The following is a 22,753-nucleotide window of genomic DNA, read 5'->3' as shown; positions in this document are numbered from 1 at the left end:
AATCCTTTTAATCAGTGGCAAAAAAATAATTCGTGCCAATTGGTGAAATTCGTGGCAAAATTTACTGTTTCACTACTTTTGGCCTTGATCCACTATTCCTTTACGAATTTTATGATTTTTGCTTTGCCGTTAGCTTTTACTTTTAAAATATAAATACCTGTTGAAAGACTTGACAAATCAATTTCAGAGTGAGTTGTATTTATTTTTTTGAATAGAACAGATTTACCTGAAGTAGAGAAAATTTCAATTTCATCGATTGTCTCCTTATTGTCAAGGATTAGAATGTGTTTGACCGGATTAGGCGAAAATTTGAAATACGCTAACTCAAAATCAGGAGTAGAAAGTGCTCCATCAGATTTTGCTGTTACTGCAAGACGCTCTGTGCTTTCAACCCCGTTTATAGTTTGTGAAGCATAATAGATTATACCATTGACTAAAACGGTTGTTAGGGGTAAACTGGTTTCAGTCTTTTTACCGGTTGAGGAACTTTTGTTGCTGTACCAGGTAATATTTTGACCCTCAACGACAATATCAGCCAAAGTTTGTCCGGCTTTAAATTCGAAAACAATGGCATTTTTTCCATTTATAAGTGGTGCCGGTGGATTTACGGCTATGTCTTTAATAAAATAACATCCGTTGCTATCCTTTATACGTACAGAATGATACCCATAAGATATATTTGTAAAATAAGGACTGGATTGAAATGCACTCCCGTCTAATGAAAAAACATATTGTCCCGAACCTCCACTAGTAGTAATAGTTAAAATTTGTGGATTTGCCTCTACAACAGCAGTTAATAAAGAGGGTTGCGTAATTATTGCAGCTACCGATGAGATACATCCGGTAATATTATCCTTAACCGTTATGTTGTAAGTGCCGGCAGCTAAATTTTTCAAAAGAATTGGGTTATTGCCAGTTCCAATAATATTGACACCCCCATTTACGCTATACGAATAACCGCCATCTCCTGCTGTTTGTACCTTTATAGCACCATTTTGTTCTCCAAAGCAAGTTACATTAGTTACAATCTCTAAAGTAGCTTTAGGAGTAACTACTTTTTTTACTTCTATAATTAAAGTTACTGTAGCCTCTTGTGCATCGCGAACAGTTATATAATAAGCACCTGGAACTAAACCTGAAAATACATTTGAGGCAGTAAGAGGTTCGTTGTTTAGCAGATATTGATACGAACCTGTACCTCCTGTTGCCGTTACCGTAATTGTTGCTGTAGGATTGTTACAAGTTACAAGGGTTGTGGTAGCAACGGCAGAAAGTGTATTTCTTGGGACTACATTTAGACCTGTTTTAGAAACGATACAGCCGTTTGCGTCTTTAGCATATGCGGTATACGTCCCTTCAGCCAGATTAGGGAATAGATCACCAGACTGATAAGGGATCCATAAATTATTAATACCTGAGAGTGCATATTCATAAGTTGGGGTTCCTCCTGCTGCAGTAATACGTATGTTATTAGCATCAACCATTGCATCGGCCGTTAATTGATTGGGTTGCGTAATTTCTGCCGTTAGCGCTTTTATACATCCGGTAGCATTGTCTCTGACATTTATAGTGTAATTACCGGGACCTAAATTGTTAAAATAAGAATTGTTGTCGGAATTGCCATCTCTATATGGACCTCCATTTAAGCTATAAGAATAATCGGAGGGCTTTACTTTCTCTACCTTTATATAGCCATTTTGAACTCCAAAACAGCTTACATTTCCAACAACCAAAGTAGCTTCGGGAGGATTTACGGCACTTATTACCTTGGTTAGAGAGGTTGTAGCACCTTGACTGTCTGTCACGATTATAGTGTAAGTTCCGGCTGTCAAATCTGTAAATAAATTTGAAGTCGTAGAAGGGCCATTATTTATCGAATATCGATACGTACCTGAACCTCCTGTTGCCTCTACGGCTATTGTTGCTGTAGGATTATTACAAGTTATTGCAGTTACCGAAGCAACGGCAGAAAGTGTGTTTCTTGGGGCTACATTTACATTTGTTTTAGAAACGATGCAGCCGTTAGTATCTTTAACATATATGGTATACGTCCCTGTAGCCAGATCAGAAAAGAGATTGCTAGCCTGGTAAGGCACCACCAATACATTGTCAATACTTGAGACGGCATATTCATAAGATCCGGTTCCTCCTGCTGCAGTAATACGTATGTTATTAGCATCAACCAACACATCGGCTGTTAATGGATTGGGTTCGGTAATGACTAAAAAGGTTGTGGAAATACATCCAATTTGATCGCGGGCTTCTATAGTGTAAACTCCCGATACAAGATTGTAGAAATAAGGACTGGTCTGGTAAGGCCCATTATTAGCACCGTTATTTACAGAACGGTAAACATAAGGAGCTTTTCCTCCTGTAGATTGCATAAGGATAAAACCGTCATTTGCTCCGTAACAACGGGATTGCGCGGTTACTCCAACGGTATTCAATCTTGGATTTAGGATCAGATTGAAATAATTTGTCGTGACCGTTCCCTTATTATCAATTCGCGCATAAATAGTTCTAGACGGCTCCGTACTTTTAAATTGGGTTACTTGCAAAATTGGATTTACATTCATATTCGCCTCCTGCAGACTAACATGATAAGTTAGGGTAGTTTCGGCTGGATTTAAATTGCCCAGTAAAAGAGAATTGTTGACGGTTAAATCGAAATAAGTATCGTCGTAACAGTGCTCAATAGGGTTGACTTGAGCATAAAACAGATTGGTAACTAATAAAAGAATAAAATAGAGTAGTTTTTTTTTCATACGTATCGGTTTGTTAAATAGAACTTTAACAAATATAGTATAAAAATAGATCTAGCGTTATTCTAATCATATATATGGGTTAGAATATGCTACAGCCATTTTTTTTAAAATAAAGAATTTTTAAGAAACCAATTTCGGACTGAACCGCATAGCTCTTTTATGGAATAAGCGTTTTCTTAAGATGTTGAATCTCTATCGCTGAGTTTATCCTTGTTGATAATTCATTGTAATCAGGATTGTAATTGTCCCAGATTTTCCAAATCCCATCTCTCTTTTTTATAAAATACGTTTGTCGGTTTACTTTATTTAAAACAATTGAAATGGCGTCGTTTTCATCCTTCCATTCCAGATTCCAGAACTCCTTTGCCGTGATAATGGCGATGGTGTCGGTTATGCTGGATACTTTAAAATCAAAAATTTCAAAATTAGATCGGTTGTTTATACAGTTGAGGTGGTAGTTTAATTGGGAATAATTTTCGAAAAGATCTTTAATTCGTTTGGAGAAGGGGCCTTCCGGAAACACAAAATCAGATAAGCCTTCGTGACAGATTTGAGGTAATTTTTTTAAAGAGTTGAATTCTTCGTGACAATAATCGATAATCAATTTTTCAAAAAAAGAAGCCGATTCTGTTTTATTTTCAAACTCCAATAATTTGTTGGCATCTATTGCTTCATCGTTTAGAAAACTGTTTAAAGAAGGATAACCAATAAAAATAGCCAGTTTGTCTAAACTCTTTAAGAAACGCAAATCAGAGCTTTTAGTTTTTGAAGAGTCATTTTTGAAAATCCTTTGCAAGGTCATACTCGAAATAGAACAACCCAGCTCATTTTTTTTAGAGCCTTGCATGAACTCTGATTTTTCTAAACCATCAGAAATAATTTCCGACAGTATAATATAATGTGCTCTTTTCCACTCTTTAACCCCGGACAAAGTGCTGTTCTGTATAACTGGATGCGACTGTATGCCTTTTATTAATTTTTCTATTATGATTTCCATGGGCGAATTTTTTTAATAATTGACGTTCTTTTTCACGGTAATTAAATACAATTCTTATTAATGAATACACGGTTACATAGTTATGTTTAAGATAAGTTACAGTTGTGGTATTCTTATTGTTAATGTTATGCCAAAACTACTGATAAATTTGTTAAATAATTTAACCGACTTAATAATTAACAATTAAAAACAAAGAATTATGAAAAAACCTCAAATTAAATTTTCAATTAGAAAAATTGCACTCTTATTTTTAGCATTGCTTGCTTTTTATTCTTGTGAAAAAGGAAATGATCAGCAAGAAATCGATACTCAGGAAAAATTAATGGACGGACATGTTAATCTTTTAGATAAAGGAAGATACGGATTGGCTCAAATGCCGGACACTTATTTAAAGAGTATTCAGTTTACCTCTCCGGAAGAATACCGTTCCAAAATTGCCCAATTTAGACCTGACTTAACGACTAGTGCTCAGAAAATGTCTTTAACGGCTAAAGTGGCAGCAGTAAAAAACTTGCCAACACCTCCGGTTGGAGATCAGGGAAGCGAAGGATCTTGCGTAGGTTGGGGAGTAGGATATGCTGCTCACAGTATTGCCAGATATCTTAACAATACTATACACCAAAGTAATTGGAGTGGAGCTTCAAGAAGTGCCGCATACGTATACAATCAGATAAAATTAGGGAATTGTGGAGCAGGTTCTTATCCAAATGATGCAATGAACCTAATCAAAAATCAAGGAGAATGTTCAGAAGCCCAAATGCCTTACATTGCCGGAGGTTGTAATACACAACCATCATCACAACAAAAAACTTGGGCTGCAGGTAGAAAAACTGGTGGATGGTTTAGTGTGAACCCAAAAAGTGTTGCAGATATCAAATATTACTTAAACCAAAATTACGCTGTTGCAGTATGTTTTGATGTAAATCAAAGTTTTTATGACATTCGTAACAACAACCACGTTTGGTCTAGTCTATACGGAAGCAGACAAGGTGGACACTGCGTATGTATAGTAGGATATGATGATGCTACGGGACTTTTTAAAGTACAAAACTCTTGGGGAGCAGGATGGGGCCGTAGTGGTTTCTTCTATGTGACTTATGCTAATATCACCAACGGAGCCTTCAATTGGGCGGGATGTATTGTCCCTAATCCATCGGCAAACTCTTAGTATTAGGATTAATTGGTAAGAAAAAGAGGCAGTTGTAAAACTAGCCTCTTTTTTATTGCAGGTATACATAATGATTGTAATAATCAATAATGGCTTTCCCTTTAAGTAAAACATCGGCGCCAATAATGCCATGAACAGGTTTTGTTTTGTAGGCACGTAAAGCTTCGTTTACATGTGAAAGATCAAAAATCACCAAGCTGAAATCAGTATCTTTCCAGCTCCCAAGTTGCAAACGATTGTGAGAAGAAAGTTGCGTTTCCATACCTGTTCCTCCAGCTCCTGAAGCTTTAGTTTTGGATTTTTTTGCCGATAATTCGAAGTACTCGATGCTTTCAAATCCAATACAGGAATTAGAAGCTCCGGTGTCCAGAATAAAACTTCCCGAAACTCCATTGATTTTGGCCTTAATAGACAAATGCTGTGTTTTGGTAATTTTGAACTTTATTTTTCGATACTTTGCTTTTTTAAGGACTTTCTGAAGATCTTCCATTTTCGATAAGGATTGAAAATCAAAAATAAACCAATTGCAGCCAATAAACTAATGCTATAGACGATATAATTGGAAGATTTTTCGGGTTGTGAAATAGTTCCGTAATAGACAAAAGCACTCCAATAATAAGGTGATTTTTTGGCATTTGGAATATTGGGATCTTTTAAAAAATCTCTTTTTGCATTGGCATTTGCTTCAACATAAGATTGTTTGTTTTTGAGGTTGGTATAAAAATCATCCATAAAAACAGAAGTCGTAAAATCGTTTACTTTCCATAACGAAAACAATAAATTTTTGGCACCCGCAAACTGAAATCCTCTTGCAATACTCATAGCACCTTCGGCTTTGTATAGTTTTCCTATCCCGGTTTCACACGCACTGAGAACTACCAGATCCGGATTGATGTTGAGGTTGTATAATTCTGAATATAAGATTTCCTGATCATAAAATTTGATGCTTGCCGGTGTTTCTAAATCGCCCGAAGAAGCATGTGTACTTAAATGCAAAATAGCATAATTCGCCGCATTATTTTTGAAATTAGAAAAGGTGGCGTTGCTGTTTTCAAAATACTGACCTCCAAAATTTTTCTTTATCGATTGCAATTCGTTTTTAGAAAAAGTCAAAGCAAAATTGGTTTTTTCGAAGATCGGAAAAATGCCCAAAACCGTTTTTTTAGCATTTGAATAGGGAATGGAGTTGAGGTAAAAGGAAGCCGAATTCGTATACCCAATATTAAAATCATTCAGGAAAAAATCCATTTTTGCAAAATTGGTCGTTTTGGATTCCTTTGTAATTAAAGCTTCAAATGGTAGAAAATTCAGAATCCCATCCGGCACTATGATAAGGCTGGGATAAACAGATTTTTTAGGTAGTTTTAAAATATCATAAACCTGTTTGCTGTATGTATTGTAGTCGGAAATAGCATTCGTAATCGCATCGGCTGAATTGAAATAATCCATAAACTGAACAATTTTAGGAATTGATACAGGCGTCGTATTAAGCCGATCTAAACGAATCTGATTGTTTTGTAAAGTAAAATAATATTGATTTTCAAATCCCATAAAATAGCAAATCATCATGGCTTTATCCTTTTCCAGTTTTGAAAATAAGGCTTTTAAATTGCAGGTTTCAGGAATATAGTTTCCGTTTTTAGACTCCGTTTTTTTGAGTAAAAGCATGATTTCGTTTTGCTTTTTTATAAGACGGTTTAGCTCTGAAAGCGTTGCCAAGTTTCCTTTCTGCTGTTCTTTTAAAATGGAATTGTTTAAGTTTTGAAGCTCGTACAAATAATGTTTTTCTGCTGCGGAAGCGTTTTTAATGTTGGAACGAAAACTTTTTAAAATGCCTGATTTGGTTTTTTCAGACAATTGAAAGGCGTTTTCAATATATTCAATTTTGCCTTCTTTTTGATATAAATCGCTATAGATAGCAATACATTTTTCAGTCCGGTTTCGGGATCGTAGTTGTGTAATGATTTTTGAGTTTTCATAAACCAAAGAATTCATGACTAAATTTTCGATATAAAATGAAATTTCAAAAGCTCGTATTGCTTCTTTTGGTTGCTTGAATTGGAAAATTTCCGCCTGTAGATCAAGCGCATCAATTAAAACCGTTTCCGCATACACTTGATTTTGATCCGGAAGACTGTTTTTTGAATTGTAATTGGGAACTAAAATTTTAAAAATAGCCGAAATCAGTTTCGTGCTTTCATTGTATTTATGTTCATCAAAAAGCAATAAAGCTTTTTCGTAGTATAGTTTTGCAAGTTTTCTGGGTTGTTGATTTTTGGTTTCTAAAAACAGTTTTTCGGCTTTTTCTAAATAGGAATTCGCAATTTTAAAATCTCCTCGCTGTCGATTTAGTGTTGCCAGATTCCGATAACAATTCGATAAAGTTTCGGATTGCTCTTTTTCATTTTTTAAATAGTTAACAGCCAATTCAAATGCCTTTTTAGCATGCTGATGAATTTCAGGACGCATTAAATTAGTTGTGGAACTTAACAAATAATTATTCCCGAGATTATTCAGTAAAATCCCTTTTTGAGAATTGGATAATTTCTCTGTTTTCAAAGTGTTTTGCAACAATTCAATGGCTAGAGAAATTTTACCCGAACTTTGATAAACGTTAGATAAATTGAGAATTGCTGCTATTTTCTGAGGCTCGTTTTTTTCGATATTGGCAATAAAATAATACTGTTTAATAGTGTTTTCAGCATTGTCATAGTCGCCCAGAATCGTGTATAAATTGCCCAAAGGTTTTAAACAAAACTCCACTATATCGTAGTTTTTGAGTTTGTTCTTCTGATAGATTTGCCAGGCCTTTTCGTAACTTTTGATCGCCTTTTCCGACTGCCCGAATTGATTTTCGTAATAGGCTTTGTTGCAGTTTAAAACCACCAAGGCTAGTAATTCTGCCTTAGATTTTGGTCTTGAATTTTTCCAGAAATCAGCTTCTGCTTTATCAAGCTTCTGCAGCCCCTCCGGACTTGGATTACCCACGAAAGTATCTACAACATGGTATATTTTATCTTCCTGACTTTGCCCAGAAACGGTCAGACTTAGGAAAAGGAAAATTAAACCATATAAGTGATGTGAGTTCATTTAAAGTTTGTTGATGGGAAGAGTTAAACCATATAAGTGATGTGAGTTCATTTGAAGTTTGTTGGCGGAGGAGTTAAACCATATAAGTGATATGAGTTCATTTAAAGTTTGTTGGTGGGGGAGTTAAACCATATAAGTGATGTAAGTTCATTTAAATATTGTTGGTGGGAAGAGTTAAACCATATAAGTGATGTGAGTTCATTTGAAGTTTGTTGATGGAGGAGTTAAACCATATAAATGATGTGAATTTATTTAAGATTTGTTGATGGAAAAATTAATCGCAACTATATTCAAGCCAGTATAATATGAACTTACATCACTTATATGGTTTAAAAAAAACCGCTAAAACTTCCAAATTCCATAAAACTGAAAATAATTAAAATTCTGTTCAAAGTTGATTACGTACCGTGCCCCGAGACTTGGACCAATTCGTGCCGCTCCGATTGTTAAGTCGAATAATAATCCGGTTTTAAAATCAGCAAAAGAATTTTTAACCGAATTCGAATCTGTTTTGGTGTTTATTACAAATTTTTCCGAATCCCCTTCAAAAGTTTCAATTTTTATGGTCTGATTTCGTTCCTGAGAAATATTAAAATTGGCTTGTAAACCCGCACCAACACCAATGTAGTTATTGATATTGTACCGAATCAGGATCGGGACTTCCCAATTGACACTTTTATTTTCAGTGCTTGTAGTAGTTCGTTGACGCTGTTTTAGGCCATTGGGACTTATAACAATACCGTCAACCACGCTTCCAGCACTGTCATATTGATTGATACTATTGAGCCATTCCACCTGCCAGTAAAAGCGATACGACTTAAAAGGAGAAATAGTGGCACCAACAAAGTAACTCGTCGAGTTGTCTAAATTCGGATATAGATTGTAACCCGCTTTTGCGCCAATAGAGATTCCGGGTAAAAATCGGGTAGTGGCGTAGTTGGTAATGATAGGTTCATTTTTGTCGAAAATGATCGCAGTACGGGTTCTCGTTTTTACTTTGTGAAAGTCTTTATTAAATTTCATTGAATATTTCACAAAGCCTTTTGTACTGTCTTTTTCGTGTACATTTTTCTGTTCACTTCCCGGTAGATAGATGTTTTTGAACGTAAAAAAGATCTGTTTTTGTTTGATAATCGTATCGAGGCAACTTACTGTCGGAACTTCATCTTTCGGACAAATCGGACATTCGGGATACATGCTTTCGATTTTGAAAGTCTTTTTGTCAAACATATCGGGAATATCAGTTTCAAGGCGAATCATTCTGGCGGGACCTTCTCCGTTGTTTTGGAAACGGGTTTTGAAATTTACCCGTTTAAAACGCACGAATCGATAGTTCATAAAACTTCCGTTAGACCCCATTTTGTTTGGGTCGTGAGAAGTAACAATTTCCATCTCAAGGTTTTTTATTTTATGGTTTTTATAACTTCGGTTAGGAACAAAGATGCCACGCATCGTAACAGTTGCGCTGGTATCTTTAATCATTTCGGGAGTCGTTTTGAACGTATAAAAAAGATTGCGGGTTTCGCCCGGATTGGCATCATCAAATTCTAATACCGAAACATTATGATAGGTTTTATGGGCGTCTGACAAGGAGGCATCCAGATCTTCTTCGGTTGTGGTATTTTTGTATTTTTTGATTCTTGAAATGCTTTCGGCAGAAGCCAGATACGATTTGGTATCCTCAAGATCATTCACCGAAGCCACCACGTTTTCTTTTACTTCACGTTCGTTGGCATGAGTCCTGAAATCTACTAATTCGAAATTGTTGTTTTTGAATTGCTTTTCATTGTAAAACAAATAGAGCTTTCCACTCGAAACATAATTTTCCAGATTTTGATAACTCACTACAACTACCATTTCCTGTTCCGGAATAGGATCACAGTTTTTTAAGAGGGCAAAGCCGTTCTGATCTGCAATAGAAGCAATGTCCTTATAATTAGAATCTGTAATGTCATTTACAGCAACTTTTTTAGGACGTGTTGCCGGAGGTTTCCCGTTGTCGTAATTGTTGGTTACGGCTAGTCTTGTGGTGTAATTGCCCTTGTTTTTATAGACATGTTTAGGCTCGGCCTCTTTGCTGTAATGTCCGTCTCCTAGTTCCCATAGATAGGAATAACTTGGTTTTGGAGCACCTGCAATTGGAATTAAAGGTGGCGTCTCAGGTTTGAAAGTAACCTGATTCCCGTTCTGATTGTAAATAATAGTTGCTCTTCGGGTTATGGTGTCTTTTACCTTAGTTTGTGCCAACGCCATTACAGAGGAAAGAAAAATTAAATAACATAAAAGCTTTTTCATATCGAGGAGGTTTTTTATCTCTGAGGTATGCAGCGTCCTTTTCTGTCCATCGTTGCAGATGGCGGAAAGACACCGTTCAGATAGCTGTTGGGGACAGGATTAGCTTCTGTAGCACATCATAAATAATTGTAAGACAGATTAAATGTAAAAAAAAGTGATGAGCTAATCACCACTTTTTCTCAAAAAGTATTTAGTAAGTTACTGAATAGCATTAATTGCTGCTACCAGTTGCGCTTCGGTGCCGACTGTTGTTTCGGCAAGTGTGAAGCTATAAATATCGCCGGCAGCTACGGTTACCCCTTTTATTGCGTAGCGCCATTGACCATTATCTTCCGTTACAAAAATCACATGACAAGCCAATCCAATTGGAATTTGTCCGTAGTGTTCACTAAACAATCCGGCTGTTGTATAGGTATCCAGTTTGGCCAATGCGTTTGTTCCTTCACCATCATAAGACAAATAAACAGCACTGTTGTTGTTGTCATACCCTTCAGGTGCATCTACAAGAAGGCTTGTTTTTGGTCGAGGATCACTGTAAAAACGGTCCACGTTTGTCCATCCAAAGTTTCCAAAAGTAACATAGTAGTTTGATGCTTCTCCTTTTACACCGCCACCATTTTGACCTTCACCATCTTTAGCTTGTTTCCAAACCAATTCTCCTGCTTCGTCAATTCTTCCTGTCCATAAGGTCATCGCATTGTCTACACCATCCGTTAAAGCTGCCGGAATGATCATACTCATAGAACAAGAGGTTTGAAGTGCAACACCCCCTTGTGTAGCCTTAATAAAAAATTCACCTCCCGAAATCAATAAGTTTTTCTTTCCGTCTGTTGTAAGTCCCATGGTAGGTTTGTTGGTCACGAGCATGTTTCCTTTGTCAAAAAGTTCGATGTATTCAATGTCAACGGTTCCGGTCACGGGAGTTCCGTTTTTCATTAAACAATCTCCGTTGATGCTTACTTTCACACCTTTGGCAGAAGTAAAGGTTACCACACCACTTGCGGCTGTGATGGTGAAGTTTTGTGTGTTTTTTTTGACTCCTTGTTCTCTGATACTTTTGAAGGCTGCAGGAGTTGCAGGCAGAATCACATTGTTGTCGCCATCGTTGTTGTCGCTGTTGTCACAACTTACTAATGTCGTTATAGCGAATAATAAAAGTCCGATTGTTTTAAAATTTGTTTTCATGATGTTTAGTTTTAATAGTTATTTGTGAATAGATGTTTATGAAAGGGAAATTGTTACCCTCTGTTTTTACTTTATTTCGATTTATACTAGTAGATCAATGGCATGGAGAATTTGTTACCCCTCTTTTTAATAAATTATTTCGAAAGGCATTTTTCTTCAAAAACATTCCCGTCTTCATCCAGTGCAACCAATATGTCTTTCTTTTTTGAAAATGAAATAACAAAGTACAGCCACACTATTGACCAAAGACCCATAGTGAGGACCGTAAGAAACAGATGGAAAGGATGATTGATTTCTTTTTTTTCTTTGGATAAAACAGCATAAGGTAATTTTTCGTTATGCTCGATAATGACAAAACCATTTCGTTTTTTAGCGGTAAGCATTTTGTGAAACTGATCCAGATTTTTTTCGTTTATAAGTTGATAACTTTCCATGTCACTTCATTTTTTGAATTGTTTAAAAAGATTCTTGTGCTGTTATATCAATTTGATTTTGTAATTGTTACCCCTGTTTTTGAAATTTATTTTAAGATTCTTTTTACATTAGCGAATTAAAAGTTGTTTTATGGCCAAAACTAAAATTCATTCCGACCAAAAATATATTGAAGGACTTGCTGCTAATAATTCGACTATAATTCAGGAGATTTATAAAAAGTATGTTCCGAAAGTTGTTTTCTATATTAGGAACAATTCCGGTAATCAGGATCAGGCACAGGATATTGTTCAGGAAATAATGATACTGCTTTTTAATCAGGCCAAAGCCAATACACTACAGCTAACCTGTCCGTTTGATGCCTACTTTTTCTTGTTGTGTAAAAGAAAATGGCTAAACGAATTAAAAAAAACTGCCAATAAGGGGGTAACAATTAATGAAGATGCGGGATCTATAAGTGAATCTGCTCATGAATTGGTAGAGCAAACCAAAGAATTTGATGAAAAACAACAACTTTTTGATACCATGTTCCAAAAATTAGGAGACAAATGTCAGGAAGTATTAAAGTTGAGTTTTACCCTAAAAACGATGGAAGAAGTTGCCGAAAAGCTTAATGTTACTTATGGGTATGTCCGTAAAAAGAAATCATTATGCATTGGCCAGTTAACACAGTGGATTCAGGAAAATAAAAACTTTAAATCTCTAAAAAATAACTAGTCATGAACGAAGAACGCTACATATTATTCGATCAATACCTTCAAAGCGAACTGACTGTTGATGAAAAAGCGAATTTTGAAAAACAATTATCCGAAGATCAGGAATTTTCTGCGGAGTTTGAGGCTTTCCAAATAGCGCAGCAGCAATTAGAAAATAAATTCGGAATTGCAGCAGAAAGAGAGGCGTTTAAAGAAAATCTGATGAAGATTTCGGACAACCATTTCAATAAAAATAAATCAAAAGTAATTGCCCTGAAACCTTGGAATTATGCAGTTGCGGCCTCTGTAGTACTTTTGGTAGGATTGTTCTTTTTTAATTATACTCAAAAACCGATTTACGAAGAGTATAGTGAGCACGAACAGGCTTATTTTACGGAAAGAGGGGATGTAAATACAGCTTTAAAACAAGCAGAAATAACTTTTAATGCTCATAATTACAAAGCTGCAATCCCGCATTTTGAAACGGCTCTAAAGGAATCAAAAACACCCGAAGTTCAATATTTTTATGGAATTTCTTTATTAGAAGACAATCAGTATAAAAAAGCAGAAACCACCTTCGAAGAGCTAAGATCCGGAACCTCGGCATACAAATACAAAGCAACCTGGAGTCTCGCTTTGTCTAAATTGAAACAAAAAGATTATATCGGTTGTAAAGAGATCCTGCGCACCATTCCTCAGGATTATGAAGATTATGTTGAAGTTCAGATTCTACTGAGGGATTTGAGATAGTAGTTTTCAGTCTCAGTATTCAGTCTCAGTATTCAGTCTCAGTATTCAGTCTCAGTATTCAGTCTCAGTATTCAGTCTCAGTATTCAGTTATTCGGCATGCCGGGACTGAGACTGAGACTGAAAACTGAGACTCTTTATTTCGTCCTAAAATTCCTCGTTTTTAAAATTTATTATTTACATTCGGCCAACCAAAAAACAACCAAATTTTAAACCGAATGAAAAAGGTTATCCTGTTACTTCTTCTTGTGTCTTCACAAATTGTGTTGGCAAATTCAAAAATTACCGAAACCGAAAAACTTACCGCCACTTGCAAAGTGTGGGGATTTCTGAAATACTATCATCCAAAGGTAGCGAACGGAGATTTTAACTGGGATCAGCAGTTGTTGGAAATTTTGCCAAAAATAGATAAAGCAAAGACAAAAGAAGAGTTTTCATTAGTGTTGGAAAATTGGATTGATGCTTTAGGCGAGGTAAAAGCAATTGCGCCAATTGTAGTACCAAAAGATACAGACTACTTTGATAAAAACTTTGATTTATCGTGGATTAGCAAAAATAAAAACTTCTCGAAAAGACTTTCGAAGAAATTAAAATTTATAGAAGAAAACAGATTTCAAGGAACGCTCTTTTATATAGAAGGTAAGGAGCATGTTGGAAATGTTGCTTTGAAAAATGAAAGCTATAAAAATCCGGACTTTAAGGATCAAAATTCAAAACTTCGACTGCTGTTTATGTATTGGAATTTAATTGAATATTTTTTCCCCGATAAATACCAAATGGATCAGAAGTGGGATACAACTTTAGAAAAAACAATCCCCCTTGTTCTTAAATCTGAAAGTGCTGATGCTTTTTATGGCGCAATGAAAAAATTAGTGTCTAAACTTGATGATAGTCATGTAGAGTTTTTCATATATCCTACTACCGCATCAACTACTAAGATAAAGAGATATTTTCCTGCTGATGGTAAGATAATTGAGGAGAAACTGGTGGTTACAGAAATTTTGGGCGACAGTCTGGCACAGGCATACGATATAAAAATCGGTGATGTAATTACTAAAATAAATGATAAGACAATAAAAGAACTTATTTTAGAAAATAAAGACATGATTTGCGCGTCAAATGAAGCTTCGTATCTGGATAAACTGGTCAAGATGATTTTGTTAAGTAATTCAGATACAGTCAAAGTAGAGTTTTTAAAAGACGGCCAGTACGGTACAAAAACAATGACCTGGTTTAATTATCATGATTCTCACCGAAACGAGTTCAAAAAAGGAGCTCAAAAAAAGAAAGAAAAGTTTAAGCTTTTAGAGAATAACATCGGTTATGTCAATATGGGAGTGCTAAAAGACAGAAATATTCCGGACATGATAGGGGCTTTAAAAACGACTAAGGCAATCGTTTTTGACATGAGAAACTATCCGAACGGTACTTACCAGGAAATAGGAAGGTTTATAAACCCTCAGGAAAAAGAATTTGCAATCTACACCCGTCCCGATTTAAGTTATCCGGGAAAGTTTGTATGGAGTGGAGGAACCTCAATTGGTTTTGAAAATAAGGATCATTATAAAGGAAAGGTAATTGTACTGCTCAACGAGAAATCGGTAAGCCAATCAGAATGGACAGCAATGTGTTTTCAAACCGCCGGAAATACGACCATAATCGGAAGCCAAACCGCGGGCGCAGATGGCAACGTTTCTGAATTTGATTTCGAAGGATTTCATACATTATTTTCCGGAATTGGAGTGTTTTATCCGGACAGACGCGAAACACAAAGAATCGGTATTGTTCCGGATATAGAAGTTAAACCAACCATAAAAGGAATCCAGGAAGGAAAAGATGAGGTATTAGATCGTGCATTACTATTTGTAGAATCAGGTAAATAACAGTGTCTTTTTCGATATTAATAAGCCTTCCGAAAGCATAACCAATAATCTTTGTAGTAGTCAGAGGATGTAAAAGTTACTCTAAAAGTTACACACAGAATAAAGTTCACGATAAAGAGATCAGTTAGCACAAAGATAAAAAAGAATCAGTTTTAATCCGCGTCTTCACGTCAGTGAACCCGTTTAATCCGTGTCCCATTTTTAACGTAATACTTGTGAGTACAATCAAATTGGGAAAGTGTACAATATTGTCGTAATTTTGGCTTTTTTAAATTGATACATTTGAATTCAACAGTAATTATTACCGATACGCACACCCATTTATATTCAGAAGAGTTTGATCAGGATCGTGACGAAATGATACAACGCGCCATAAACGCAGGAGTAACACGTTTTTTTATTCCTGCAATTGATGCAGCCGCAACACAATCGATGTACGACTTGGAGCAAAATTATCCCGAAAATGTATTTTTGATGATGGGGTTACATCCCACTTACGTGAAAGACAATTATCTGGACGAATTGAAACACGTAGAAACCGAATTGACAAAGAGACAGTTCTACGCCGTTGGTGAAATTGGAATCGATTTGTATTGGGATAAAACACATCTCAAAGAGCAGCAATTCGCCTTTAGAAGACAAATTCAGTTAGCGAAACAATATAAATTACCGATCGTAATTCATTGTCGTGAAGCGTTCGATGAGATCTTTGAAATTCTCGAAGAGGAGAAATCAGCCGATTTATTTGGAATTTTTCACTGTTTTACCGGAACACAGGATCAGGCTTTACAGGCAATATCCTACAATATGAAGCTCGGAATCGGGGGTGTAGTAACTTTTAAAAACGGAAAAATTGATCAGTTTTTAAATCAAATCGATTTAAGACATATTGTTCTCGAAACCGATTCGCCCTATTTGGCGCCAATTCCGTACCGTGGAAAGAGAAATGAAAGTAGTTATGTTATTAATGTAGTAGCAAAATTAGCAGATATTTATAACGTTTCTGAAGCAGAAATAGCGGCAATTACAACACAAAATTCAAAAGACGTTTTTGGTATTTAACCCACAACTTACAATACTTTGATTTTTTTTTTGTTCTTTTGCGCATTAAAATAGATATTTATAATGCAGAGATTTGATGCCATTCGACCTTTTTATGATTCAGAAATAAATGAAGCACTTCATGGTGTTGCTAATCATCCGATGATGAAAGCCATGATGAATTTTACTTTTCCGGAGTTAGAAGACGAAGTTTGGAAAGATCAATTGAGAAAAACACATTCGATTCGTGATTTTCAATGTAATTTTATTTATCATACGATTCAGAAAGTACTGGAAAGAAGTTCAGAAGGACTTACAACTTCAGGCTTTGAGAAATTAGAAAAAAATACTTCCTATTTGTTTGTCTCCAATCACCGTGATATTTTGTTAGATACCACTTTGCTGAATGTTTGTTTATTCGAACACGGTTTGGTGATGACGGCATCTGCTATTGGAGATAATTTAGTTAAAAAAGCATTTTTAAGCACATTGGCAAAACTGAATAGAAACTTTTTAGTTCTGAGAGGGTTAACGCCAAGAGAAATGTTACAGAGTTCTAAGTTATTGTCTGAGTATATGGGACAATTACTGCTTCGCGAAAATCGTTCAGTTTGGATTGCGCAAAGAGAAGGACGTACCAAAGACGGAAATGACGAGACCAATCCGGGAGTACTTAAAATGATTGGAATGGGTTCTGATGAGGCTAATCTAATGGATTATTTCAAAAAAATAAAAATAGTTCCGGTTTCAATTTCATACGAGTACGATCCGACAGATGTTTTGAAAATGCCACAATTAATGGCAGAAGCAAACAACGAAGTTTATATTAAAGAGAAAAACGAAGATTTCATGACCATTTTAAGTGGTATCATGGGAACGAAGAAAAGAATACATATTTCTGTTGGAGACGTTTTAGATACAGAAATTGACCAGATTGCAGCGGAGAATGATAATGCCAACAAACAAATTCAGGCTTTGGCACAAGTAATTGATGATTCTGTTTTGAAAAACTATCAATTATGGCCGACCAATTTTATCGCTTACGATATTTTGAACGAGACAGATAAATTCTCACACAAGTACAAAGAGAGCGAGAAATCCCTTTTTGAACGTCGTTTAGAAATGAGAATTGGCAGCGATAATCCGGTTACAAGACAAGGATTTTTGGCTATGTACGCCAATCCAGTGGTTAGTAAATTAAAATATCAGGATGTCATCTAAAGCTAAAATACTTTTAATTTATACCGGAGGAACTATCGGTATGAGCAAAGATTTTGAGACAGGAGCGCTCAAAGCTTTCAACTTTAGTAAATTATTACAAAAAATTCCGGAGTTAAAACAATTGGATTGTGAAATCGAAACGGTTTCATTTGAAAACCCGATTGACTCTTCCAATATGAATCCCGAAATGTGGACCAAAATTGCCACAATTATCGAGGAAAACTATATTCCTTTTGATGGGTTTGTAGTGTTGCATGGTTCAGATACAATGTCGTATTCTGCTTCAGCATTGAGTTTTATGCTTGAGAATTTAGCTAAACCCGTAGTGTTTACCGGATCGCAATTACCAATTGGAGATTTACGCACCGATGCTAAAGAAAATCTGATTACTGCTATTCAGATTGCTTCACTTCAGGAAAATGGTAAACCCGTGATTCATGAGGTTTGTTTGTATTTTGAATATAAATTATACCGTGGCAATCGAACTTCAAAAGTAAATGCAGAACATTTTAAAGCCTTTACCGCACCTAATTATCCTGAATTGGTAGAGTCAGGTGTACATTTGAAATTAAACGAACATTTATTTCTGCCTATAAAATCGGCTGCAGACTTAATTGTCCATAAGAATCTGGACAATCATGTAGCAATTGTAAAAATGTTTCCCGGAATGAGCGAAGCTGTTTTAGGTTCAATTCTGGCAACTCCCGGTTTAAAGGGAATTGTTTTGGAAACATACGGTTCCGGAAATGCTCCAACCGAAGATTGGTTTTTGAGTTTGATAAAAAAAGCAATTCAATCCGGCTTGCATATTGTAAATGTTACACAATGTTCGGGAGGAAGTGTGAACATGGGGCAATACGAAACCAGTACGGCTCTGAAAGAGTTAGGCGTAATTTCAGGAAAAGACATTACAACCGAAGCCGCAATTACAAAACTAATGTATCTGTTAGGACATAAAATCAAAGCAGAAAACTTCAAAACAATATTCGAAACCGCTTTGCGTGGAGAAACTTCGTTATAAATAATTAAATTCCAATATTTAAAATTCCAAATTCAAAATTCCAAAATTGAGAAAATTGATTTCTTAATTTTGGAATTTTGTTTTTAGCAGATAAACGTAAATCTTTCCAGGTTCAAGACATACTTTCGCATATAATTATTCAATATGTTTTTGCACGAAAGGGAAGCAACTCCCAATATACTTTTAACTATAAAAAAATACCAGATTACAAGAAGCCAAATCTAAAATGAACTTATATCACTTATATGGTTCAAAGCTCACAAGTTTAGAATTTTAATTATTAGAGTTTTACTTTTGCTTCCAGGCATAAATCTTTCCAGTTTGATTTGGATGGTTTATGGAATACAAGCTTTTCCATATAATTATAAAATATATTTTTGGGCGTAAAGAGAACAACTCTTAGTATACTTTTAAGTTGCTGCTAGTATGTTAAAAAAATACCAGCTACCAACAAACCAAGTCTAAAATGAACTTATATTACTTATATGGTTCAAAGTTCGCAAGTCCACAAGTTTGGAATTTGGATTTTAATTATTGGATTTTAAATTATCAGTATTTCTGTATTGAACAGGGCAAGTCTCCAATTCCTCTGCAGTTTTGTGATTTTTGTAATACACATAAACAAGCACAGAGATAAGACAGATTACCCCCTGTATAGCCACTGTCGCTCGCACACCTAGCGAATGAGAAATGTATCCAATAATCAAACTGCCCACAGGAATCATTCCCTGATAAGCCATCATATAATAACTAATACTTCTCGAACGCATGTTTACAGCACTTTGTGTCTGAATATAAATATTTATCGATGAGGTTTGTCCCATCATTCCAATACCACTTAGGGTCATACAAATAAGAGCAACAGTTAGACTGCCCGAAATCGCTAGAATAATGACACTGAAACCGAGCAGTAAACTCGATGCAATCATTATTTTATTCATGTTTTTGGATGTTTTTAAGTTGGCAAGGTAGATAGCAGCTAAAACAGAACCAATACCGGCGGCACTTTCAAACCAGCTAAAAGTTTGGGCATTTCCATTAAAAATATCTTTAGCAAAAACAGGCATAAGCGTATTAAAAGAAATTACAAACAAACTACTGCACATAAGCATAAGTAACATTCGGGCCATTTCAGTTTCTTTTTTCACATAATCCAGACCTTCCATGAAATCATCCAACATTTTGAGTTTGTTTTCTGCTTTGATATGGGGTGTGATTTTCATCAACATCAAAGAAATTAGAACCGGAATATAACTTAGAAAGTTTCCCATAAAACAAATGTCTTCACCATATTGATGCAAAATAATTCCGGCAAGAGCGGGTCCTGCAATTCTCGCAAAGTTGTTTAGAGTTGAGTTTAGCGCTACTGCATTTGGTAAATCTTCTTTGTCGTTTACAATATCAATCATCATAGTTTGTCGACAAGTCATATCAAAAGCATTGATAATACCCTGTATAAGACTCAGCGCTAGTATAAAGTTAATGTTGTATATTTTTAGATAAATAAGGAGTGCCAATGCGCCTGCCTGTAGCATTGCCAAAGATTGTAATACCATCATACAACGATGTCTGTCGTAACGGCCAATAATACTTCCGACCAGAGGTGCTAAAAATAAGGATGGGATCATACTTAAAAAAGTCGCCAGTCCAAGTAAAAATACAGATCCTGTTATGCTATAAACCATCCAGCTTACAGCAGTTTTTTGCATCCAGGTACCAATAACCGATACCGACTGACCGTAAAAGAATAATTTGAAGTTTTTTGATTTTAACGCCTTAAACATGATGCCTTTTGTTTTTTTACAAAGTTCGGAATTATGATTTCATTAGAAAAATTAATAATTTTACTGATAATAAGTAGTAAGACTTATCAATATGGAAATTTATCAACTACACTATTTTATAAAAACAGCTGAGGTATTACATTTTACAAAAGCAGCGGAGCTTTGTTATGTAACACAATCCGGATTGTCACAGCAAATAAAAAAACTCGAAGAAGAACTCGGAATGCCTTTATTCGTCAGAATTGGGAAAAAAGTACAACTCACCGAAGCCGGATCTGTTTTTTTGATTCATGCCAAACAGGTTATAGAAAATGTGCAAAACGGTAAGCAGGCAATCGATGATTTAAACGATATGATTGGTGGGGAGTTACGACTTGGTGTGACCTATATCTTTGGACTTTTGATTTTACCGGTGATCAATTCGTTTGCAAAAAGATATCAGAATTTGAAAATTGTGGTAGAGTACGGAACAACCGAAGCTTTAGAGCAGAAACTAATGAAGAACGAATTAGATTTGGTTTTGGTTATTTCGTCTCATGAAATTGGACTTCCAATTCAGAAAGTGCCTTTGTTTACTTCTCAGATGGTGATGGTGGTTTCAAAATCACATCCTTTGGCGATTTTAGATAAGATTGCTTTCAAGAAAATAGAAGAGATTCCACTTATTTTGCCGGGAAAAGGTTCTAATTCGAGAGAATTTGTGGAAGGGTTGTTTCTCAAGCACAATATGAAACCCAAAATTGCGATCGAATTAAATTCTATTCATGCTTTGCTGCAAATGGTAGAAAACAGCGATTGGGCGACTATAGTTGCTGAAAAAGCGCTGAAAGGCTGGGATAATCTGAAATCTATTGTGATTACCGGAGTTCCGACTAAAAGAGATTCCTTTATGTTGACGATGGGAGGATACCAGAAAAAGGCCGTAAAATTGTTTATGGAGGAGTTTAGAAAAAGTATTTAAAAGGAATGTTGGATTTTACTTTTGTAAGTCACTTTTTTTTATGTTATTTGCAAACCGAAAATAGAGAGGTGTCCGAGTGGTTGAAGGAGCTAGCCTGGAAAGCTAGTATATGGGTAACTGTATCGTGGGTTCGAATCCCATCCTCTCTGCCATAATTTTGTTAACCCTTGTAAACAATGAGTTTGCGAGGGTTTTTACAAAAATCTTGTGTCAAATTTGTGTCAATCATTTATAGTTTAAAAAACGCTGTGTTTTTAAACCATAAAAAAAAATGCCAAATTCTCAAAAAATCACCTCCCGTGCGAAATGCACAATTTTTATTGACTACAAACCCGCTGAACTTCGGGAAAACAAAGATTGGATCATTGTTTACTACGCTAAGAATCCAGTAAATCAAAAATTAGAAATGCAAAGGCTACGTGTGCCGACAATGGCAAATAAGGCCGAAAGACTTAAGCATGCCAAACATATTGTTACAGAAATCAACATTAAGCTTTATGGTGGTTGGTCACCTTTCTTTGAACAAACAGGTAAAAGCTATAAAAGTTTTGAGGATGCAGTTGCGGAGTTCTTAAAGTATTTGAATAAGCAGGTCAAGGACATGGTTTTTAGAGCAGATACATTACGAACCTATACTTCTAATATGAATTTGGTAAAACAGTTCATTAAAGAGAAGGGATTAGGTGTAAAATTCGCTTTAGAGATTAATAAACAGCTTGTTGTCCAATACTTAGATTGGATTTATATTGATCGTGGTAACTCTCCAAGAACTAGAAACAATCATTTAACTTTTATGAAGTTGTTTTGTTCCTATTTAGTAAATAGGGGAGTATTAGTTGAAAATTCTGCAGTAGGAATTTTGCCAATGAAAACACCCCCGAAGAATCGGGAAGTGTTCCCGCCAGAAATAAAAGAAAAAATACAACAAGAGCTGGCCACATATACTAATGGTTTTAACGCTCTTTGCTTAATGACTTATTTTTGCTTTGTACGGAATACGGAGTTAGGAAAAATGAAAGTGAACACGGTAAATTTAAAAGGGAACTATATTTTTTTATCGAAAGAAATTTCAAAAAATAAAAAGGATGAGTTTGTGACTATTCCAACGCAGTATTTACCAATTATTACAAAACATATTTTAAATGCAAATCCCGATCATTATTTGTTTTCTAGCGATGATTTTAAAACGGGATTAAAACAAATGCCTGTACGCAAGATTGCGACTGCATGGGAGAAAATTAGAGATCGTTTGAAATTAGATAGTAAGTATCAGTTTTATTCTCTTAAAGATACAGGAATAACAGATTTATTAAATAGTGGTGTTCCTGCAATAAAAGTGCGAGACCAAGCACGTCATTATGATATAAAAATTACAGAAATTTATACGCCAAGAAACAAAGGTTGTGACGAAACGATACAAAACGCAAATATTTCTTTTAGCTAATGTTGCAGTTGTGCCACTACTTG

The 22,753-nt window shown here is 35.4% G+C and carries 17 protein-coding genes and 1 tRNA gene; 10 read left to right on the top strand and 8 right to left on the bottom strand.

Features of this window, described 5'->3' with window-relative positions; all coding sequences use genetic code 11:
- Positions 1–92: 92 nt before the first annotated feature.
- Together AB674_RS20220 and AB674_RS20215 are read right to left on the bottom strand one after the other, a co-directional pair.
- A complete protein-coding gene (locus AB674_RS20220) occupies positions 93–2,765 on the bottom strand; it encodes a T9SS type A sorting domain-containing protein (protein WP_047779103.1) in 2,673 nt (890 codons plus the stop codon).
- A gap of 157 nt (positions 2,766–2,922) precedes the next feature.
- Positions 2,923–3,762, bottom strand: coding sequence for a hypothetical protein (locus AB674_RS20215; RefSeq protein WP_047779102.1), 840 nt, complete (start codon positions 3,760–3,762; stop codon positions 2,923–2,925).
- A gap of 199 nt (positions 3,763–3,961) precedes the next feature.
- Between AB674_RS20215 and AB674_RS20210 the strand changes: the two genes are divergently transcribed.
- Entirely contained in the window at positions 3,962–4,930 is a 969-nt protein-coding gene (locus AB674_RS20210) for a C1 family peptidase (RefSeq protein WP_047779101.1), read from the top strand.
- Between the two features lie 52 nt (positions 4,931–4,982).
- Here the strand turns inward: AB674_RS20210 and AB674_RS20205 are convergent, their stop codons facing one another.
- The 5 genes from AB674_RS20205 to AB674_RS20185 form a co-directional block, all read right to left on the bottom strand.
- Complete coding sequence (locus tag AB674_RS20205; RefSeq protein ID WP_047779100.1) at positions 4,983–5,420, bottom strand: retropepsin-like aspartic protease; 438 nt, start codon at positions 5,418–5,420, stop codon at positions 4,983–4,985.
- Positions 5,372–8,020, bottom strand: coding sequence for a CHAT domain-containing protein (locus AB674_RS20200; protein ID WP_047779099.1), 2,649 nt, complete (start codon positions 8,018–8,020; stop codon positions 5,372–5,374). The genes AB674_RS20205 and AB674_RS20200 overlap by 49 nt, the downstream gene beginning before the upstream one ends.
- A gap of 342 nt (positions 8,021–8,362) precedes the next feature.
- Positions 8,363–10,315 (bottom strand): PKD domain-containing protein, encoded by a 1,953-nt coding sequence (locus tag AB674_RS20195; protein ID WP_047779098.1) that lies wholly within the window; start codon positions 10,313–10,315, stop codon positions 8,363–8,365.
- Positions 10,316–10,513: 198 nt separating this feature from the next.
- Positions 10,514–11,500 carry a hypothetical protein gene (locus tag AB674_RS20190; RefSeq protein ID WP_047779097.1) on the bottom strand — a complete coding sequence of 329 codons (987 nt, stop codon included), beginning with the start codon at positions 11,498–11,500 and terminating at the stop codon, positions 10,514–10,516.
- A 134-nt stretch (positions 11,501–11,634) separates the two neighbouring features.
- Positions 11,635–11,934 (bottom strand): hypothetical protein, encoded by a 300-nt coding sequence (locus tag AB674_RS20185; protein WP_047779096.1) that lies wholly within the window; start codon positions 11,932–11,934, stop codon positions 11,635–11,637.
- A gap of 130 nt (positions 11,935–12,064) precedes the next feature.
- Here AB674_RS20185 and AB674_RS20180 point away from each other — a divergent pair, with 130 nt between their 5' ends.
- The 6 genes from AB674_RS20180 to AB674_RS20155 all read left to right on the top strand — a co-directional run bounded on the left by AB674_RS20180 (position 12,065) and on the right by AB674_RS20155 (position 18,541).
- Positions 12,065–12,649, top strand: a complete 585-nt coding sequence (locus AB674_RS20180; RefSeq protein ID WP_047779095.1) for an RNA polymerase sigma factor — start codon at positions 12,065–12,067, stop codon at positions 12,647–12,649.
- A 2-nt stretch (positions 12,650–12,651) separates the two neighbouring features.
- On the top strand, positions 12,652–13,377 hold the full coding sequence (locus AB674_RS20175; protein ID WP_047779094.1) for a tetratricopeptide repeat protein: 726 nt from the start codon (positions 12,652–12,654) through the stop codon (positions 13,375–13,377).
- A gap of 216 nt (positions 13,378–13,593) precedes the next feature.
- Positions 13,594–15,258: a S41 family peptidase gene (locus AB674_RS20170; protein WP_047779093.1), complete on the top strand. Its 1,665-nt coding sequence runs from the start codon at positions 13,594–13,596 to the stop codon at positions 15,256–15,258.
- A 282-nt stretch (positions 15,259–15,540) separates the two neighbouring features.
- Positions 15,541–16,320, top strand: a complete 780-nt coding sequence (locus tag AB674_RS20165; protein WP_047779092.1) for a TatD family hydrolase — start codon at positions 15,541–15,543, stop codon at positions 16,318–16,320.
- A 63-nt stretch (positions 16,321–16,383) separates the two neighbouring features.
- Entirely contained in the window at positions 16,384–17,520 is a 1,137-nt protein-coding gene (locus AB674_RS20160) for a 1-acyl-sn-glycerol-3-phosphate acyltransferase (protein WP_047779091.1), read from the top strand.
- Positions 17,510–18,541, top strand: coding sequence for an asparaginase (locus tag AB674_RS20155; RefSeq protein ID WP_047779090.1), 1,032 nt, complete (start codon positions 17,510–17,512; stop codon positions 18,539–18,541). Before AB674_RS20160 ends, AB674_RS20155 begins: the two co-directional genes overlap by 11 nt.
- Positions 18,542–19,068: 527 nt before the next feature.
- Here the strand turns inward: AB674_RS20155 and AB674_RS20150 are convergent.
- Positions 19,069–20,325, bottom strand: coding sequence for an MFS transporter (locus AB674_RS20150; protein WP_047779089.1), 1,257 nt, complete (start codon positions 20,323–20,325; stop codon positions 19,069–19,071).
- A 91-nt stretch (positions 20,326–20,416) separates the two neighbouring features.
- Here AB674_RS20150 and AB674_RS20145 point away from each other — a divergent pair, with 91 nt between their 5' ends.
- The 3 genes from AB674_RS20145 to AB674_RS20135 all read left to right on the top strand — a co-directional run bounded on the left by AB674_RS20145 (position 20,417) and on the right by AB674_RS20135 (position 22,730).
- A complete protein-coding gene (locus tag AB674_RS20145) occupies positions 20,417–21,286 on the top strand; it encodes a LysR substrate-binding domain-containing protein (RefSeq protein WP_047779088.1) in 870 nt (289 codons plus the stop codon).
- Between the two features lie 62 nt (positions 21,287–21,348).
- Positions 21,349–21,438 (top strand) — tRNA-Ser (locus AB674_RS20140).
- Between the two features lie 119 nt (positions 21,439–21,557).
- Positions 21,558–22,730, top strand: a complete 1,173-nt coding sequence (locus tag AB674_RS20135) for a tyrosine-type recombinase/integrase (protein WP_053004343.1) — start codon at positions 21,558–21,560, stop codon at positions 22,728–22,730.
- Positions 22,731–22,753: the final 23 nt, after the last annotated feature.

It is taken from the genome of Flavobacterium sp. ABG, from assembly GCF_001027725.1.
In the GTDB taxonomy this organism is placed as follows: domain Bacteria; phylum Bacteroidota; class Bacteroidia; order Flavobacteriales; family Flavobacteriaceae; genus Flavobacterium; species Flavobacterium cupriresistens.
Note: the sequence above shows the minus strand (reverse complement) of the source record. Positions and strands in the feature narration are given on the sequence as shown.

What these genes read in the sequence shown, in the direction of transcription:
- AB674_RS20200 (WP_047779099.1), bottom strand. Translation starts at nt 8,020, where the DNA reads ATGAACTCACATCACTTATATGGTTTAATTTTCCTTTTCCTAAGTCTG.
- AB674_RS20185 (WP_047779096.1), bottom strand. Translation starts at nt 11,934, where the DNA reads ATGGAAAGTTATCAACTTATAAACGAAAAAAATCTGGATCAGTTTCAC.
- AB674_RS20155 (WP_047779090.1), top strand. Translation starts at nt 17,510, where the DNA reads ATGTCATCTAAAGCTAAAATACTTTTAATTTATACCGGAGGAACTATC.
- AB674_RS20145 (WP_047779088.1), top strand. Translation starts at nt 20,417, where the DNA reads ATGGAAATTTATCAACTACACTATTTTATAAAAACAGCTGAGGTATTA.
- AB674_RS20220 (WP_047779103.1), bottom strand. Translation starts at nt 2,765, where the DNA reads ATGAAAAAAAAACTACTCTATTTTATTCTTTTATTAGTTACCAATCTG.
- AB674_RS20150 (WP_047779089.1), bottom strand. Translation starts at nt 20,325, where the DNA reads ATGTTTAAGGCGTTAAAATCAAAAAACTTCAAATTATTCTTTTACGGT.
- AB674_RS20175 (WP_047779094.1), top strand. Translation starts at nt 12,652, where the DNA reads ATGAACGAAGAACGCTACATATTATTCGATCAATACCTTCAAAGCGAA.
- AB674_RS20195 (WP_047779098.1), bottom strand. Translation starts at nt 10,315, where the DNA reads ATGAAAAAGCTTTTATGTTATTTAATTTTTCTTTCCTCTGTAATGGCG.
- AB674_RS20135 (WP_053004343.1), top strand. Translation starts at nt 21,558, where the DNA reads ATGCCAAATTCTCAAAAAATCACCTCCCGTGCGAAATGCACAATTTTT.
- AB674_RS20180 (WP_047779095.1), top strand. Translation starts at nt 12,065, where the DNA reads ATGGCCAAAACTAAAATTCATTCCGACCAAAAATATATTGAAGGACTT.
- AB674_RS20170 (WP_047779093.1), top strand. Translation starts at nt 13,594, where the DNA reads ATGAAAAAGGTTATCCTGTTACTTCTTCTTGTGTCTTCACAAATTGTG.
- AB674_RS20160 (WP_047779091.1), top strand. Translation starts at nt 16,384, where the DNA reads ATGCAGAGATTTGATGCCATTCGACCTTTTTATGATTCAGAAATAAAT.
- AB674_RS20210 (WP_047779101.1), top strand. Translation starts at nt 3,962, where the DNA reads ATGAAAAAACCTCAAATTAAATTTTCAATTAGAAAAATTGCACTCTTA.
- AB674_RS20205 (WP_047779100.1), bottom strand. Translation starts at nt 5,420, where the DNA reads ATGGAAGATCTTCAGAAAGTCCTTAAAAAAGCAAAGTATCGAAAAATA.
- AB674_RS20215 (WP_047779102.1), bottom strand. Translation starts at nt 3,762, where the DNA reads ATGGAAATCATAATAGAAAAATTAATAAAAGGCATACAGTCGCATCCA.
- AB674_RS20190 (WP_047779097.1), bottom strand. Translation starts at nt 11,500, where the DNA reads ATGAAAACAAATTTTAAAACAATCGGACTTTTATTATTCGCTATAACG.